We start from the raw sequence: 16,810 nt of genomic DNA on the forward strand, positions 1-16,810 counted from the left end.
TAATAGCCTTTAGCTTATCTGCCTGCGAAAAGCTGGATCAGGCACCAAGGTCAACGGTTGGGAAAGAGGCGGTTTTTGAAAGTGAGAATGGCTTGGCGCTCTACTCAAATTCTTTTTACAACATCCTACCCACGGCATCTGACATTCTGCGTGGGGATGCCATGTCGGATTACATCGCCAGAAAAGAGGTGCCCGACTTCATCAGACCGGGGGCTTATGGACCTCGGCAAAGTACCGGGTGGAACTGGTCAGAACTGAGGAACATCAATTACTTTATTGAAAACAACAACAACAGCTCCGTTCCGGAGGAGACTAGAAACCATTATATGGGAATCGCCAGATTCTTTAGGGCATGGTTTTATTTTGATAAGGTAAAGCGGTTTGGGGATGTGCCGTGGATCGGCAAATCATTCGACGTGAACGATCCGGACTTGTTCAATGGCAGGGATTCCCGGGTAGTGGTGATGGACTCAGTACTGCGTGACCTTGACTTTGCGATCAAGCATATCCGGACGACGAACGATGGCACGAGATCCATGATCACCCAACCTGTTGCATATGCTTTTAAATCCAGGGTCTGTTTATTTGAGGGTACTTTCAGGAAATATCATACTTCCTATAACTTGGGCAGTACAGCCGATGAATGGTTCACCCAGTCAGCAGAGGCGGCAAAGGCCGTGATGGACGGTTTCTCCTATTCCCTTCATACAGGTGGGGGCAGCTCCCAAGCTTACAGGCAGCTTTTTACAAGTAAATCACCGATCGCGAATGAAGTGTTGCTCGCCAACATTTATGACGATGAGCTGGCGCTTTACCATGATGCAAACTGGTACTGGACGAGTGCCACCTATGGAGACAGAGCAAATTTCACCAGAAGCTTTATCAATACTTACCTGAACCTGGACGGCACTCCTTTCACAAGCAACCCCCAATACGAAACCATGGTGTTTAGCGAGGAAGTTAAAAACAGGGATGCAAGGCTCAGCCAGACCATCAGGACAAAAGGGTACTCCCGGATTAACGGAGGCACCGTGGTTGCTTCCCCTCCTGAGTTTTCCTACACCTACACAGGCTATCAACCCATCAAGTGGACACTGGATGACACATTCTACGATAGTGGGAGCCGCAATGACAACATCATTCCTGTCATCCGCTATGCGGAGGTGTTGTTGAACTACGCGGAAGCAAAAGCGGAGCTTGGAGCTTTAACTGACCTTGACTGGGCTCAGACAATCGGAGCGTTAAGGCAAAGGGCAGGCATCATGAATTCCACTATGCCAACAACAGTAGACCCTTATTTGCAGCGCGAGTTTTTCCCTGAGATCAGTAATCCAGCCTTGCTTGAAGTGCGCAGAGAAAGGGGTATCGAACTGGCGCTTGAAGGATTCAGATTCTATGATCTCGTGCGATGGAACAAAGGTAAACTGTTAGAAAAGACGTGGAATGGTATGTATGTCCCAGGGTTGAATGTTCCATTGGATCTGAATGAGGATGGCGTCCTGGATGTCGCCTTCTATAAATCCATGCCAAGCACACCGGTTGCGGGAGTCACTTATATCAACGTCTCTGACAATGCGAACGGGAGGCCGAATCCCTTAGTGCTATCTCAGGGTGACAAAGGGGAAATTATCTGGCTACACACAATTCCGAGGATATGGGAAGACAAATTTTACCTGTACCCCATACCTGAGTCAGAGCGCTTACTCAACCCGGCACTCGGCCAAAACCCGGGGTGGTAGAAAACAGCACAGCCAGTGCCTCTATACCTGCTTAATAACTATCCTCTTCCTCTACCCCTACTAACGTGGCGTTTTTAATTGGGGTAGGGGGGAGATAGTCTTTGCTATTTTTCAACAGTGTATCTGCTAAGCTTATGAATATGAAATACCTGACAGGCTTTTTTGCCCTGTTCCTGCTGCTTTCGTGCAAAACTTCCTCTGAAGGCACGCCCGAGCCTAAAAAGCAGACCATCAAAGTAATGTCCTACAATATTCATATTGGGAACCCACCCTCCAAACCAGCCGGAGAAGTAGATTTGATTGCCACAGCCAAGGCAATCAACAGTGAAAAGCCTGACTTAGTAGCCCTGCAGGAAGTAGACGTGCACACCGCGCGCTCCGGAACCACCCTGCATCAGGCAAAGGAATTGGCAAAGCTGACGGGTATGCACTATTTTTTTGCAAAGGCAATTGACAGGTCCGGTGGAGATTATGGCGTCGCGCTGCTGTCCCGCTTTCCGATTCTTTCTTCATCCGTTCATGCACTGCCTGTAGAGGACGGTTCTGGTGCTGAACTGCGGGCTGCCGGCATTATTGAGGTCGAATTTGCAGAGGGACAGAAAATGCTATTTGTCTCAACGCACTTAGATCATCTGACAGATAAAAACAGGGAACTGCAATCCAGGGAGCTCATGCGGGTGCTAGCTCCATTTGCTCAGTCTCCCATCATCATTGGCGGGGATTTCAACATGGATCCTCAAAACAAAAACTGGAGCCTGTATGAGGAGGGGTTCAAGATGGGCTGCGGCGATACCTGCCCTCCCACCTTTCCGGCCGGAAGGCCCATAACGACCATTGACTACATTCTGCTAAACAGGGCAGCCTCTTCCAAATTCACCGTCAAAGACTATTATACTGTGTCGGAACGCTATGCCTCGGACCACTTGCCACTGGTGGCGGTGCTTGAATTTGAAGATTAAACCCCTATCCCTATGACAAGCTTTTTTAGAGTGCTTGCGACACTGTGCCTGGTGATTGCAGGCATGACTGTACACGCAGGCTCCCCTCCTAAACTGGTCGTTGGACTCGTGATAGACCAGATGAGATGGGACTATTTACATCGGTATCAGGACAGGTACGGGGAAGATGGGTTTAACCGGTTGTTGCGCAAGGGCCACTCCTTCAACAATACCTTCATCAACTATGTGCCTTCCATGACAGCAGTGGGACATGCCAGCATTTATACAGGCTCAGTGCCAGCCATACATGGCATAGCCGGCAATGAGTGGTTTGATTTGAAATCTAATCGCATGGTATACTGCACCGACGACAGTACGACCCACCTTGTAGGGGGAGAAGAAGCCCTTAAAAGCATGTCTCCCCGACAGCTGCTCGCCACGACCTGGACAGATGAGCTGATGCTGGCTTCGAATTTCAGATCCAAGGTGGTCGGTGTTTCCCTGAAAGACAGGGCCGCCATTCTGCCCGCTGGTCACAAGCCGACAGGCGCCTTCTGGTATGACGACAAAAGTGGCAAGTTTGTGACCAGCAGTTGGTATTTCCAGGATTTGCCCACGTGGGTAGAAAAATTCAACAGCCAGCATCTGGGACAGCAATTACTGGCGCATGAATGGGAAACCCTATACCCTGCTGCTACTTACCTGCAAAGCACGAACGACCAGGAAGCCTGGGAAAGACCTTTTAAGGGGGCACAAACAACGGGTTTTCCGCACTTAGTGAAGCAACGCTATCAAACTGACAAAGGGGTTATCCGCAACACGCCCATGGGGAATACCTTAATTCTGGAATTCGCCAAAAGCGCCATCGAAAGTTATCAGCTGGGTAGCGGGACCGTGACCGATGTGATTGCCATCAACTGTGCCTCCACGGATTACATTGGCCACCAGTTCGGGCCCAATTCCATGGAGGTGGAGGATGCCTACCTAAGACTCGATCAGGACTTAGCGTCTTTCTTCAAATACCTCGACAAGAAGATCGGAGTCGATAACTACCTGGTGGTGCTGACGGCAGATCATGGAGCCGCCCAGTCCATTGGGTATCTGGAATCGCTCCGTTTTCCGACAGGGTGGCTGAGGGGAAAGGAGAAGGTCAAGCCATTGAATGAATTGCTAGCCAAAAGATTCCAAACGGATGACTTAGTCAAAGCCATCTATAATTACCAGGTTTATTTTGATGTGGCGAAGATAGAGGCAGCTGGTTTGGACTTCCAAGCGATAAAATCACATGCGATAAGGTATTTGAGACAAGAGCCAGGGGTACAGTTTGTGGCTGACATGGACAACGCCAGTCAGCTTGCCATACCTGAGCCTATCCGAACGATGATGGTCAATGGCTATCATTTTAAAAGAAGCGGTCAGTTGATGATTATACAGGAGCCTGGCTGGTTCGATGGTCCCTTGAAAGGAACCACACACGGCACCTGGAATCCGGCTGATACACAAATCCCCCTGATTTTTATGGGATGGAAAATAAAAGCGGGGCATTCGAACGAGCGCGTTGAAATAACGGACATCGCCCCAACCCTTTCTTCGCTCTTAAATCTTCAAGCGCCCAGTGGAAGCATTGGAAAAGCCCTACATGTAGAACTTAAATCAAACTGAAATGACTAAAATTGATTACGCAGCCTTATACAAGTCCAATCTTTTAGAGAACGTGGTGCCCTTCTGGATGAAGCATTCTGTTGATACGGTCAATGGCGGTTTTTTTACATGTCTTGACAGAGATGGACGTGTCTATGACACGGATAAGTTCATGTGGCTGCAATGCAGGCAGGTATGGACGTTCTCGATGCTTTACAACGCGATGGGGGAGCAGTCCTGGTTAGACGCAGCCCGGCAGGGGGCTGAGTTTTTGAAGAAAAACGGACGGGATGAACAGCAGGACTGGTATTTTTCCCTGACGAGGGAGGGAAAACCGCTCACACAGGCTTACAATATATTCTCGGATTGCTTTGCCACGATGGCATTTGCTCAGCTTAGCAAAGCAACCGACAATGCCGTGTATGCCAAAGTTGCCATTGATAGCTTTCATAAGATCCTGGAGCGGAAACAGCATCCAAAAGGGAAATTTTCGAAGGCCTTCCCCGGGACCAGGGATCTGCAGGGGTTCTCGCTCCCCATGATCATGTGTAACCTGGTGTTGGAAGTGGAGCATTTGCTTGATCCGCAGCTGGTGGAGCAGACCATTGCCGAAGGGGTAGATACCGTGATGAAGACTTTCTATCAGCCGGAGCTGGGAATTATCCTGGAGAATGTGGACATGGATGGGAAGTTTTCTGATTCTTTTGAGGGCAGACTCGTAAATCCGGGCCACGGCTTGGAAGCCATGTGGTTCATCATGGATATAGCCGAGCGGACAAATGACACGGCCTTGATAAAGCAGTGTGTGGAGATTGTGCTTTCTACCCTGGAGTTTGGCTGGGACAAGGAGCATGGGGGACTGTTTTATTTCATGGACATCAAAGGCAATCCGCCTCAGCAATTGGAGTGGGATCAGAAGCTGTGGTGGGTGCATATCGAAGCCATGATCGCAGCGCTCAAAGGGTACCTGCACACAGGGAACGAGCAGTGCTGGGAGTGGTTTGAGAAGCTCCATCAATACACCTGGGATCACTTTGTGGATCAGGAACACGGCGAATGGTTCGGTTACTTGAACAGGCAGGGCGAGGTATTGCTTCCCCTGAAGGGCGGGAAGTGGAAAGGTTGTTTTCACGTGCCCAGAGGCTTATATCAGCTGTGGAAGACGATGGAAAGGGTAGCGGAAAGTAAGTATTCATTAGCAAAATCGTAGAATATGGCCATGTTACCGGTTAAAAACCAGCTGGAGGTATCCCAGGAAACCACACCTAGCAAGAATTACCTGCCTGCGCTCATAGCTTTGGCGGTACTGTATTTTATGATGGGGTTCATTACGGTATTAAACGATACCCTGGTCCCATTTTTTAAGGAGGGCTTCACGCTTACTTATTCCCAATCCTCGTTGGTGCAGTTCTACTTCTTCCTTACCTATGGTTTACTGTCCATCCCCTCAGGGAAAATAGTGGAAAGGATTGGGTATAAGAATGGAATGGTAGCCGGTTTCCTGATAGCCGGATTGGGCGCTTTTCTGTTTCTGCCCGCTTCCTGGTTCCACCAGTATGAGTTATTCCTGGCAGCCCTGTTTATTGTTGCCTCGGGAATCGTTTTGTTGCAGGTTGCTGCCAATCCTTACATAACCGTGTTGGGTTCACCAAAGACTGCCGCCTCCCGCTTGACGCTTATACAGGGGGTTGGATCCATCGGTACGACAGTGGCGCCTATTTTTGGAGCCCAGTTCATCCTCTCGCGGTTAAGTGAATCAAACGCATCAAGCGATGCCCTGGTGAAACCCTATCTGATGATCAGCCTCGGGCTGCTGTTAATTGGAATTATTGTGTTTCGTTTAGCTTTGCCTCAGATTTCCGCCTCAGCAGGTGATGAAGAAGCAGAAGGGACAGGACAGCGATCCATTTTCAGTTTCCGCCATCTGAATTACGGCATCATCGCCCTGTTCATGTATGTCGGTGCGGAAGTGGCCATCGGCTCCTTCCTGACGAACTATATTGCAGATACACTTTCGATCGAGGAGCATGCGGCCAATCTGTACTTGTCTTTTTACTGGGGTGGCATGCTTGTTGGCCGGTTCATAGGTGCCTATGTGTTAAAGCTGTTACAGCCTTCAAGAGTACTGGTTATCGTTGCTTCTTTGTCTGTAGCATTGATAATGACCTCCATTCTTTCAACAGGCTATCTGGCAGTCTGGGCGATGGTGTTGGTTGGATTGTGCAATTCCATTATGTTCGCCGTTATTTTTTCTTTATCAGTAAATGGTCTGGGAGGATTCACAACCAGGGCTTCCGGTCTACTTTCTACCGCAATAGTAGGAGGAGCATTTGTGACTTATGCCCAAGGCTTGTTGATAGATCATTTTTCCTGGGGAATAGCCTTCATCATTCCATTGTGCTGCTACTTCTACCTTATATTTTATGGTCTGAATGGATACAAGCCATCTAATACTCTCAAAAGGCATTCATTGTAAGCTTGAACCTGATTTTAACGCTGATCGGGCATTTCAATAACATTTCACTTCGATATTTGAATGAAAACAGGACAAAGGTCACGGCTATCTTCCTTCTTTGTTGCCTTGCTCGGACTGCTGAGTTTTGCAACTTCCACCCTGCTGGCTCAGGATTCTCTGCATCCAGCCAAGTGGGAGAAAGAAATTCGCGCCTTTGAGCGGAAAGACAGCCTGGATATGCCCGCTAAGGGAGGTATCGTTTTTACGGGTAGCTCCTCTATTAAGAGGTGGACTTCGCTCCCCCAGGAGTATCCGGACTATCCAATAATTATGCGTGGTTTTGGCGGATCCCGGCTGGGCGATGCGACCTTTTATTTCGGACGTATAGTGAAGAAATATCAGCCCAGGCAAGTTTTCCTGTACTCCGGGGAAAATGACATTGCGGCTGGTAGTACTTCGGAAATGACCTTTAAGGAGTTTAAGGCCTTTGCAAGGAAGATGAAAAAAGAACTCCCCAAAGCAGAACTGGTGTATCTGTCTATAAAGCCAAGCATTTCCCGATGGGACCGGTATCCGACGATGCAGGTGGTTAATCAGAAAATCAAACGGTATGCTTTATGGCACCGAAAGGTAAAGTTTCTGGATGTAAGCAGCCCTATGATCGGGACAGACGGGATGCCTAAGGCAGAGCTGTTTTTATCCGATAAGCTCCATATGACAGCGACGGGCTACAACATTTGGCGAAGCATTATTGAGCCTCACTTAGCGGATTAATAAAGCTTTGTGTACTATTACAGGCGTTTTAATTTGAGCAGCATGGCCTTAAAGTAGCTTAGGAGGGCCACTGTACAACGTCTCAGCTGCTCAGTTATAAAACTGTTAGGAGGTAGGAGGGTAGGCTTTTACTCTCTCAACTTTATATTTATGGGACAAAGTAGCAAATTTGGATATAGAAAGCACTTAAAAGCCCTGAAAGGGGAAGTCGGGTGCTTGCTGAATTAAGGGGTGTTAAGTAATTAATGGATAAATAGTTATGTGATTGAGTTCCTGCATATCAAAAACATCAACCTGCTCCCTGTTCTTAAAGTTTCTTCTTCTTAGCCCCTTTCCAGGCGCCAAGTCCTTGCAATAGCCGTGTCGTCTGCCGCAGCTTGGCCACCAGCAGTTCATTTACATCACCATAGTTCTGGTAGGTGGAGGAGAGGTCCCCGCAGTTCAGTTCTGATCGGAGCAGCTGCTAAAAGTTATAAGGGTGTCTTTCAGGGAGATCAGCAAGTTTATGCCCTTATAGCTTCAACTGGTTGCAGAGTCAGGCGCCCCTGTTCTAGGGTATAAAAGTGTAAACAGGGAGCGACTTACTCGAGTATAATCCATCAGTACCTATTAGCAGGCCCAGGTTTCTGTCAGCAGTTGTGTATTTATTGATAGGCACATTCCCATTAAACTCTGACACGCTGCTCCAGCTATCTGCCAGTCGGTCATACCTGAAAAAAGTTCTGTACAACTCACGGGTATCTATCGTCGCAAAAACCCCGATTTCTCCGAGTCCTACGTATCCTGCGCCATCTACTGAAAAACCTGTGAAGCCGGTGTAGCCATTGCCGGGATAGTCTGCTTTTCTTGTCCAGCTGTTTGAGCGGACATCGTAGGCCCAGTTCTCTTTGTTGGTGCGGGTCCGCTCATTTCCCCCGACAATGTGCAGCTGTGGTCCCACCATAAAGCTTGCACAGCCACTTCTGCCGAACTGCGGAAAATCAGCAAGTTGCTTCCACTGTTTTGTCCGCAGGTCATAGGACCACAAGTCGTTCTTAAGTTTCAGGGCACCAATTGACCAGCTTGGGGGAAGATCGTGGCCCAGGCCAAAATACAGCTTGTCTTCAAAGACCCCTGACACTGCACTGACTCTCGCCGCAGCAGGAATGTCACCTTCTTGGCTCCAGCTGTCATTCAGGATGTTATAAACCAGGTGCTTGGCGGTCGTTTCGCCCGAAAGACCTCCATTGAATTCTTCCCCTCCCAGAAAGTGAACGTATGGATGCTTCACTACGATAGCAGGGCTTTTCAAGAACCACTGGGGACCGAATGGGGTCAGATTAACCTTATCACCTGTCTTGTAGTTTTGTTTGAAAAACTCAGTTTTACCGGATTTGAACTGAAGGGCGTACACCCAGTCACCATACGCGAAAGTTGTAGTGGAATGCCAATTATTGAAAGGAAGGTCTAGCACTCTGACCCACTTTCCTGGCAACACGGTGATTTGCTCTTTATAGGTTATCAGAACATCATCAATCTGAATGGATAACGTGTAGCTGCCAGCCAGCAGGTCTTGGGGCAGTTCTGCCTGGAAAACGCTTCCGGCATGACTTTTATAGCGAGCACCTACCTGAAGGGGGTGCTGGTCGAGGTAAATGGCGACGTGCTGGTCCGGGTTTAGGTCCTTTAGGTTTGTTGAGATAGTTAAGGGAGAGAGGTTGCTGATTTTTGCGGGAGATACCCCCATAATCGCAGGCGCAACGGGCTTGAAGACTTGGGTTTGGGAGTAAACTGTGTTGTTCTTTAACTGCGAAAAAGCCCTGATGTGGTAAGTCTTGCCGGTATCAGTCCTGGAATAGACATGGGAATAAGAGGTAGACTCTCTGGCAGTGCCAACCTCTATCACCTTTCCTCTTTCCAGTGATGGGGTCTCGAACTCTGAAATGATGAAGCCGTACCTGACCTCTTGGTCCGACGTGGTCTCCATTCTGGCTTCCAGGGCTACATCAGCGATGTGCAGCATTTTTGCTTTTTCCAGTGTTACGGACACCTGCGTTTTGACGGGGAGTATGTCTGCCTCCTTTTGGCAGCCAGCCAGCAGGAGCAAGCAAGTCAAGACAGGTATAATTCTGCGGATGTAGTACATCGGAGTATCAGCGTTGAATGATGATCTTTTGCGCATGCATCTGATTGGCATGAGTCAGTCGTAACATGTAAAGTCCGGGTTTTACAGAACTTATATCGAATGTATGCCTGGAGCTGTTCCCGGGGGGTATCGATGTGCGAAACAGCATGCGCCCATCAGTTGCAATCAGCTCTAAGATGGCGGGGGATTTTTCTAAAAACAGAAAATCGATTGTTAAGGCATCGTCAGTTGGCACCGGATAAACCTGTACTGCTTCACGCAGGCTGGAAGCGTTAACTTTCTCGGCTTTAACTGTCCAAACGGCTTGCTTGCCATCCTCTGCCTCGACCGTTAGCTTTGTCTCCGTGGAGAAGTCGTGCACATGACCGGGAGGGCTGAGAACATTCGCTCCAGGAGACAGGACAAGGTGCTCTATCGTTTGGTACCAGTCTGCAGACCGGGCTAAGCTCACCGCAATGACTCTGTCAATATCGTTTATCCTGCTGGGGCCGAGCTGGTCCTTCAGGCTGATATCCAGAATGCTGTTCTCACCGCGCAGCTTTCTGCTGACATGAAGGCTCCAGTTGCTTTTTTCTCCGTTCTCCGCTGTAATGAGCAATTGCCGGGTCTGTGAAAAGTCGCTCATCTGATATGGATCAGGCGAAACGGTAGCATAGGCTGATGCCTTGAAATCGGATAACCTTAGATTATCCGGATCTACGTCATTTGCGACAAGCACATCTACTCTTTTATGGAGGCTATCAATCAACACATGAAGCTGCCCCGGGAATTCAACAAGCTCGATTGCGTTTCCGGTGCCCAAAGTTTTTTTGACCTGTAGTGTCCACTGCTGCTCCTTGCCTGAATGACTGACCACTGTCACTTTCTGAGGGTGATTAAAATTGGCAGATAGACTCAAGGGCGCTTTAAGCCTGGCACCTTCGGACACATATAGTTTTGGATTGAGATGCGTTAAGTTCGATCCAGGGCCAACAAAAGCAGTCACTACCTTGTTTTCATGATTGATACCGGCTGATGAAATCTGCCCATCCACAAGGAAGCTCAGCACATTGGCGTGATCCTGCGCTGCCATTAGCTCATCCAAAGTGAGCTTTACCAATACATAATTCCTGTTCGGGGGAATGTCAATGATCGTACCGCCGACCGTAAAACTGTTTTTGACCCGTGATTCCAGAAATAAGTAGAGCGCCTTGTCCTTCTGGCTGTACAGCAGGGAGGAATTGGATAAGCTGTTACTTGAAGAGGCTGGAAGCTTTTTGGTGATATTCAGTTCCCTGTCAAGCAAAAGGAAACGAAAATTACGTGCCGTGAGCATTTCCCCATCGAAGGGCGCTTTATCTGTGTCAAAATTGGCCGGTGGCCCCGAAATCAGGGCCAATAGGGCATTTTCGTGGATGCGCTGTACATCAAAGTTTCCAAACACCCTGTATTTTTGCTGGTACAGCTCATTCCAGTAGAAGAATTCTTTCTCTCTAACAACATCTCCATAGAGATCCGTTATCCTGATTTTATTGTGGGTGTCATAAGATCCCCGGACAGGATCACGATAACTTGAATGCCCCGCCTGGATCAGGAAGGGTTCGCTCAGGTGCGTGTAGCCGTGCATATCAGTCGCAAAGGATTTATGCTGGAGGGGTTCTCCCTGGTGATTCAGGTGCTGCCAATAAGGGGTTGTGGTGGCAGATTGAAAATAGGAAAGACGGTCACTCAGCGGAACAAGCGTGCCAGCACCGCCCATGTATAAGTTTTTTAGTACTTGCTCCTCACCGGTTTCTGCGTTCAAAGCACAGAAGAAAACAGTAGGCACCAGGTCCCTGTCGCGGGTGGCAAGGGTGTTCAACGTTGTTTTGTCAGAATTCAGAAAAAGGGCGTAAGCGCCGACGTGGTAAAGGGTGTTGGTGTGGGGGTCGAATCTTAATTCAGCGGTGTGTATGTGATAGTTATAGGTATTATACACTGTGGACCAATTGTATTCCCCATCCTTACTTATTTTGAAGGTCAGTACATTTGTAGCATAACTGTTGGAGGGCGTGCCCTCGGGACTCTTTCCAATGGGGAAAGTGCCGTTCATTGCTTTTAGATCAAAGCCATTAGTGCCCGCAAAAATGAGGGTACCGTAAAGATTTCCGGCTGGGTCCAGCGTGAAATTTATGACCTGATCACTTTGCCCGGCAGGATAGCTAAAATTGATATCCCATAGGATGACCCCATCGGAATTCATTTTGGTAATAGACCCGGAGTTTCTGTTTGACGGATGCGTGTTGACCAGATAGATGTTTCCGTCAAGATCCGTCTTTACGGTAACCTGGCTGTCATAGCCGTTCTTCGGAAATACTTTGACCCATTCCACCTGTTGGGCGACGACTGGGCATGAAAGCAGTAGAAGAAGCATTAAAAACGTATAAATCAGGCGCATGGCTCAGGAACAGTGGGGATTAAGAGCAAATTTGCTGCAATTCTTATATAAAGATATCAAAATATTTGTTTGGTACGGAGGGTATTCACAACGGTTGCAGTCTTTGACTTATAAAGAAGGTCACCCTGACTTGGGAGATCTTCACTATTTGATCTGAAAAGCATATAGAAGGAGCAGTGCCCGCAGTCACTGTAATTTCTATAGGAGGCTATAAAGTCTCGGGACTACTTTAAAATCAAATTAAATGTAAAAGTTTAGGTACGTGAATGAAAACAGTATGTAAATCAAGGGTATGTTACTGAATATCAGTTCGATGAAGGGTGAGGTGATTAGGCTGACAGAGAATGGGAAAGCCCCTCATGTTTTTTTGAAGGACATACTGCAAAGGGATCTGTTCTATGATGAAAAGGCTCGCATGCCTTACCTGGAGAAGCTTGCACAAGCAACCGGGATAAAGTATGTTAAAATCAGAAAGTATGTGGAAGAAGTATACCTTGACCTTGTGCTGGATTCAAGTACATGCACGCCTTGGCAGATGCATGGCCTGACTTCGTGCAAAAGCCACCTGCACAAATCGGTTTGGCGCTTCCGGCAACGATAGAAGACAGATTTGTACGAGGAACGCTTGCACAAATCACCTGGTACCACCACATGACGTTCCTGGACAAGGGAAAGAACGAGGCCGTGTATGGACAATATTTTATCTCTTGCCAGAAGACAGGCCCCCATGACGCCTGCTTTTCTACCGGGACTGGACATCTTGAGTTCCGTGTCGGTGCTGACATGGCTTAAGGAATACTTATTAATGGCGGCTTTGATTGGAAGTCTAATATAGGCATCTGTTGCTGCCAATGCTCCTCCCAGAATGATTAATTCAGGATTGAACAGGTTCATGATCGCTGCGATTCCGCGTCCTATTTTTCACCTGTTTCGGAGATAATCTCAATAGCCAGCATGTCATCATTCAGAGCAGCATGAATAATGTGTTGGTGGTTGATTCTGGCTTGATCACCGACCGTATCCCCGTCTCGGCAGGTGGCCAAAACAAGCCAAGGGAGCGGCGGGTCCGCTTTATGCACCGGCACCGCATGGCGGGAGGCACAGCAGGGATGGATTAATAGTGCAAATTTTCTATATAGAAAGTAGGAATTTAGGCTAACTTTACTGACCGGAAATAACTTGTGACAGCACATTTACTGTTTATGTTTTCCCAAAGTCTATTCAGAGGTGTCACCCTATGAGTCAAAGTTACACTGAATACCTGCCCGCCAAAGCCGATGACATTGCCCATGTTCTGAAGCTGCTCGAGGCCTCGCATCCGATTTCCGACAACCTGCGGGAAGAGTTTTACAGGCACACCGTCACCTTGCGGCTTCAAGAGGGGGAACATCTGCTTTACCAGGGGGAGAGATGCCTTCACATGTATTTCATCCGGGAAGGCGCCCTGATGGCTTATTCTATGCACAAGCATAAGAAAATAACCACCTATATTTCTGTTGAAAACGAGTTTGTCAGCTCTTTATCCGGGCTTTATGGTCAAGAACCCTCCCGGGAAGCCATTGTGGCCGTGGGACCGACCCTGCTGGTGGGCGTGCACACGGATATTCTCCAAGGCTGGTATGCCCGCTATTTTGAGATGAACTTTATCATTCGCCAGGTATACGAAAACTATTATCGAGAAGCCCAGGAACGGTCACATGTCGTTCGTATTGGCAACGCAGAAGAGCGTTACCTGCATTTCATCAAATCAAAGCCCGGCTACATCGACCGCCTTCCGCTCGAAATTGTGGCCTCCTTTCTGGATATAAAGCCGGAAACATTATCCCGCGTTATCAAGCAGACTAATAAACAAATGCAGGTGCAGGAGGCAGCAGGCATTCTCGAGAGATTAGAACAGTTTCTACTGGAAACGGAATGCTTCCGGGAAAAGACATTGAAAGTGCAGGGCCTGGCCAAACGTTTAGGTATTCCCTCCTACAAGCTTTCTTTGGCATTAAACATGTACCATAAGAAAAGCTTTACAGAGTTTTTAAATCATTACCGCATTACTTACCTGAAGACTCAATTAGAGAAGGAGGAGTCCCTGCAGAATTTCACCATAGAATCTTTGGCTTTTAATGCAGGATTTGCCTCCAGAAGTGCGTTTTATAAAGCATTTAATAAAATGGAAGGCCTTAGTCCGAAGGCCTATTTAGCCGCTTTAAAAGGTGTTTAGTGTCAAATAGTAATCCCTTAAATGCTGCATTTATATTCGCTATAGTATAAAGAAGCATGTATTATTTTGATTGCATCCCACTATTAGTTTTGCACTTCTCACTTGCAAACACTGTGCAACATAACAAGGCATAGATACGCCTTTCATCCTGCATACTATTGGTTAGTCCCCTTCTTCAACGTCTCTGGAATACTTAAATAATAGTAGACAGTACTCTATGGGTAGTTTTTGATTTTTTGACGATCAAATTGTCTTCTGTAGCTCAGGTCGAATACGGGATAAAACTATACCATGATTTGAGTTAGAATAGCGATGTTTCAATTAAGGGTCATTACTGTCTATTTTGTCTCCGTTTTTAATACAGGACAAATGAGTAGGCAGCATAGTTGAATCGTTGTTATAACAGCTTGTATTTTTGCACCAAATTATAAGCCTCTGCTATTCATTTGCTAAGCCGATCTTTAAGGGATTTTAGCTATGTGATGCAGAAGGAGAGCGCAGTGAAGCACGGTTAGAACGATGCCACCTGTAGTTACCTGAATTTACGACCTGGTACCACCTGCTTGGCTATAGAAAACTAATTATACTTACTCAACTACATTTTCTAGAAACAGAACTTATAGCCGAACCTTTACACCCATTTTGTGAAACGATTTGCTGCATTTTTTGCTGGGGAGCATCTACTAGTTCAGTCTCTGGCATTTATGGATATTAATTCATTTTGCCTGATAAGACCAGGTTCCAAAGCGGAATACACGAACAAGCTGCCTGCAGAAGCAATGCCCCTATGGAGCTTACTCCTTGTTAGAAATGTGAGGCAGGGCTCCTGCATGTTGTGCTCTTCAATATAAGCCAATGCTCATACAACAGCTGCGCATCTTTACTGTTAATTATAGTTACACCGCTGTAATTATTTCTGCAATTCTGACAAGCATCTCTTTGATACTTGTGAACTATGTCATTGCCTGTTTTGCACTCATCTTTCTATTTCTGCCACTATGCAACGTAGTTCAGGTTCGCCAGGCAGTTTATATAGGGGCAATTTTTGGTGCTGTGTCCGCAGGTATACTAAACTACTGGATGATACCTGCCATTGCCCGGTATGCGCAAAGCAGCTTAACACTAGGTATAGGTTGCTGGCTGCTTTCGGTGTTAGTTATCAGTAGCTTGTATGCTTTGCAGTTTGCCGCATTTGCCAAAGCCAGGTTTGCAAACACTTCTTTCGTTGCTATATGCTTCAATGCCTTTTTAATGGCTTCTTTTTGGGTGATTTTTGAGTGGATGCGTGCTGCACTCTTCGCCGGGATGCCGTGGTTGAGCTATAGTATCGGCATCTCTCAGGCCGGGAGCTTATTCATGGCGCAGTCTGCAGCTGCAGGTAGTGTTTACATGCTCTCCTTTCTGCTGGTTCTGGTAAACTATACTTTCAGTCACGCCATTCATTCCGAAGCATGGAGGTGGCTACTGCTGCCAGTCTTAATACTTGTGACTCAGTTTATAGCCGGCGTATGGCTTTATTATAATATCTCACAACAGGCTGCTACGACTGGCCATCCTAAAATAAGTACAGCGCTTGTCCTGGCTTCTTTGCCACCAGAAACTGTGTGGAATGAACATAATGGAAATGCATTGGTAGAGCGTCTGCTCTCTCTCAATGAAGAGGCTGTGGTGGATAACCCAGACCTTATCCTATGGTCTGAAACCGTCATTCCCTGGACTTATAGTGCGGACGACGACTTTCTAAAGGAAGTCTCCAAAGCCACTTCTGGCAAAAATGCTCATTTTCTGCTTGGGATGAGCACTGCTGTTGATCAGAATAGTAATGCAGTCTTCAATTCCGCTTATTTCTTCAACCCGACAGGAGAGGTACTGGACCGACATGATAAGCACGAACTGCTCACGCTTATCGAAAGGCCACTTTTTAACGATAATGGAAATATCATCCTTCCTTTCTTATCAGGCAACGGGCTGGTGGTGCAGCAAGGGGCCAGGCAGCAGGCTATAAAAACGCCATGGGGTCAGGCTGGTGTATTGCTCTGTAACGAATCGGCTGTACCTGCTTTAACAAACAGGCTAGCTTCTGATCAGGTTTCCTTCCTTATCAATCTAGGCAATGATGGTTGGTTTTCAGACTTCTTTATTACAAAGCAGCATTTTTACAACGGCAGACTCAGAGCAATAGAAGCAAGAAAAGATCTGGTAATTAACAACAACAGGGGAGTATCCGGATTGATACGGGCAAGTGGTGATATTGGAGCCCGGTATCACTCTGAACGGAGCAGTGTGCAGCGGGTGGATATTTATCCTAACCAGATCGCCCCGATTGATTATCACTATTTTTTATACACCATTTTTTCAGCAACGGTACTGCTGCTTCTTGTCAGGTTTTACAGGAGGACAGAGATCCTTTCAGCTTAAGTTTTAAATCAAACCGGAGCAAACGTATCTACAGGGTTAAACTGTAAGATGCTGTATGCGAGGGATTTATAATTTCAACCAATATAATT

12 protein-coding genes are annotated in these 16,810 nt (G+C 47.2%); 9 read left to right on the top strand and 3 right to left on the bottom strand.

Annotated features, from left to right (window positions below; all coding sequences use genetic code 11):
- Positions 1-92 precede the first annotated feature (92 nt).
- The 6 genes from I0P70_RS12685 to I0P70_RS12710 all read left to right on the top strand — a co-directional run bounded on the left by I0P70_RS12685 (position 93) and on the right by I0P70_RS12710 (position 7,547).
- Positions 93-1,739: a RagB/SusD family nutrient uptake outer membrane protein gene (locus I0P70_RS12685; RefSeq protein WP_370583216.1), complete on the top strand. Its 1,647-nt coding sequence runs from the start codon at positions 93-95 to the stop codon at positions 1,737-1,739.
- Between the two features lie 140 nt (positions 1,740-1,879).
- Positions 1,880-2,698, top strand: coding sequence for an endonuclease/exonuclease/phosphatase family protein (locus I0P70_RS12690; protein ID WP_196118392.1), 819 nt, complete (start codon positions 1,880-1,882; stop codon positions 2,696-2,698).
- A gap of 12 nt (positions 2,699-2,710) precedes the next feature.
- Positions 2,711-4,339, top strand: a complete 1,629-nt coding sequence (pafA, locus tag I0P70_RS12695) for an alkaline phosphatase PafA (protein ID WP_196118394.1) — start codon at positions 2,711-2,713, stop codon at positions 4,337-4,339.
- Position 4,340: 1 nt separating this feature from the next.
- Positions 4,341-5,528 carry an AGE family epimerase/isomerase gene (locus I0P70_RS12700; protein ID WP_196118396.1) on the top strand — a complete coding sequence of 396 codons (1,188 nt, stop codon included), beginning with the start codon at positions 4,341-4,343 and terminating at the stop codon, positions 5,526-5,528.
- A gap of 3 nt (positions 5,529-5,531) precedes the next feature.
- Positions 5,532-6,794 carry a sugar MFS transporter gene (locus I0P70_RS12705; RefSeq protein ID WP_196118398.1) on the top strand — a complete coding sequence of 421 codons (1,263 nt, stop codon included), beginning with the start codon at positions 5,532-5,534 and terminating at the stop codon, positions 6,792-6,794.
- 60 nt (positions 6,795-6,854) lie between these two features.
- Positions 6,855-7,547 (top strand): GDSL-type esterase/lipase family protein, encoded by a 693-nt coding sequence (locus I0P70_RS12710; RefSeq protein WP_196118400.1) that lies wholly within the window; start codon positions 6,855-6,857, stop codon positions 7,545-7,547.
- 550 nt (positions 7,548-8,097) lie between these two features.
- Here I0P70_RS12710 and I0P70_RS12715 read toward each other — a convergent pair.
- The 3 genes from I0P70_RS12715 to I0P70_RS21385 form a co-directional block, all read right to left on the bottom strand.
- Entirely contained in the window at positions 8,098-9,708 is a 1,611-nt protein-coding gene (locus I0P70_RS12715; protein ID WP_196118402.1) for a hypothetical protein, read from the bottom strand.
- Positions 9,680-12,088, bottom strand: coding sequence for a T9SS type A sorting domain-containing protein (locus I0P70_RS12720; protein ID WP_196118404.1), 2,409 nt, complete (start codon positions 12,086-12,088; stop codon positions 9,680-9,682). The genes I0P70_RS12715 and I0P70_RS12720 overlap by 29 nt, the downstream gene beginning before the upstream one ends.
- A 420-nt stretch (positions 12,089-12,508) precedes the next feature.
- The gene (locus tag I0P70_RS21385; RefSeq protein WP_230392170.1) at positions 12,509-12,982 is read right to left on the bottom strand and encodes an ROK family protein; all 474 of its coding nucleotides are present in this window, start codon (positions 12,980-12,982) and stop codon (positions 12,509-12,511) included.
- Positions 12,983-13,062: 80 nt separating this feature from the next.
- Between I0P70_RS21385 and I0P70_RS21390 the strand changes: the two genes are divergently transcribed.
- The 3 genes from I0P70_RS21390 (at position 13,063) to lnt (ending at position 16,721) form a co-directional block, all read left to right on the top strand.
- Positions 13,063-13,206, top strand: coding sequence for a hypothetical protein (locus I0P70_RS21390; RefSeq protein WP_230392171.1), 144 nt, complete (start codon positions 13,063-13,065; stop codon positions 13,204-13,206).
- Positions 13,207-13,325: 119 nt separating this feature from the next.
- On the top strand, positions 13,326-14,303 hold the full coding sequence (locus I0P70_RS12730) for a helix-turn-helix domain-containing protein (protein ID WP_196118406.1): 978 nt from the start codon (positions 13,326-13,328) through the stop codon (positions 14,301-14,303).
- Positions 14,304-15,158: 855 nt separating this feature from the next.
- The gene (gene lnt, locus I0P70_RS12735; protein WP_196118408.1) at positions 15,159-16,721 is read left to right on the top strand and encodes an apolipoprotein N-acyltransferase; all 1,563 of its coding nucleotides are present in this window, start codon (positions 15,159-15,161) and stop codon (positions 16,719-16,721) included.
- The last annotated feature ends 89 nt before the right edge of the window (positions 16,722-16,810 follow it).

Source organism: Pontibacter sp. FD36 (genome assembly GCF_015686655.1).
Taxonomy (GTDB): domain Bacteria; phylum Bacteroidota; class Bacteroidia; order Cytophagales; family Hymenobacteraceae; genus Pontibacter.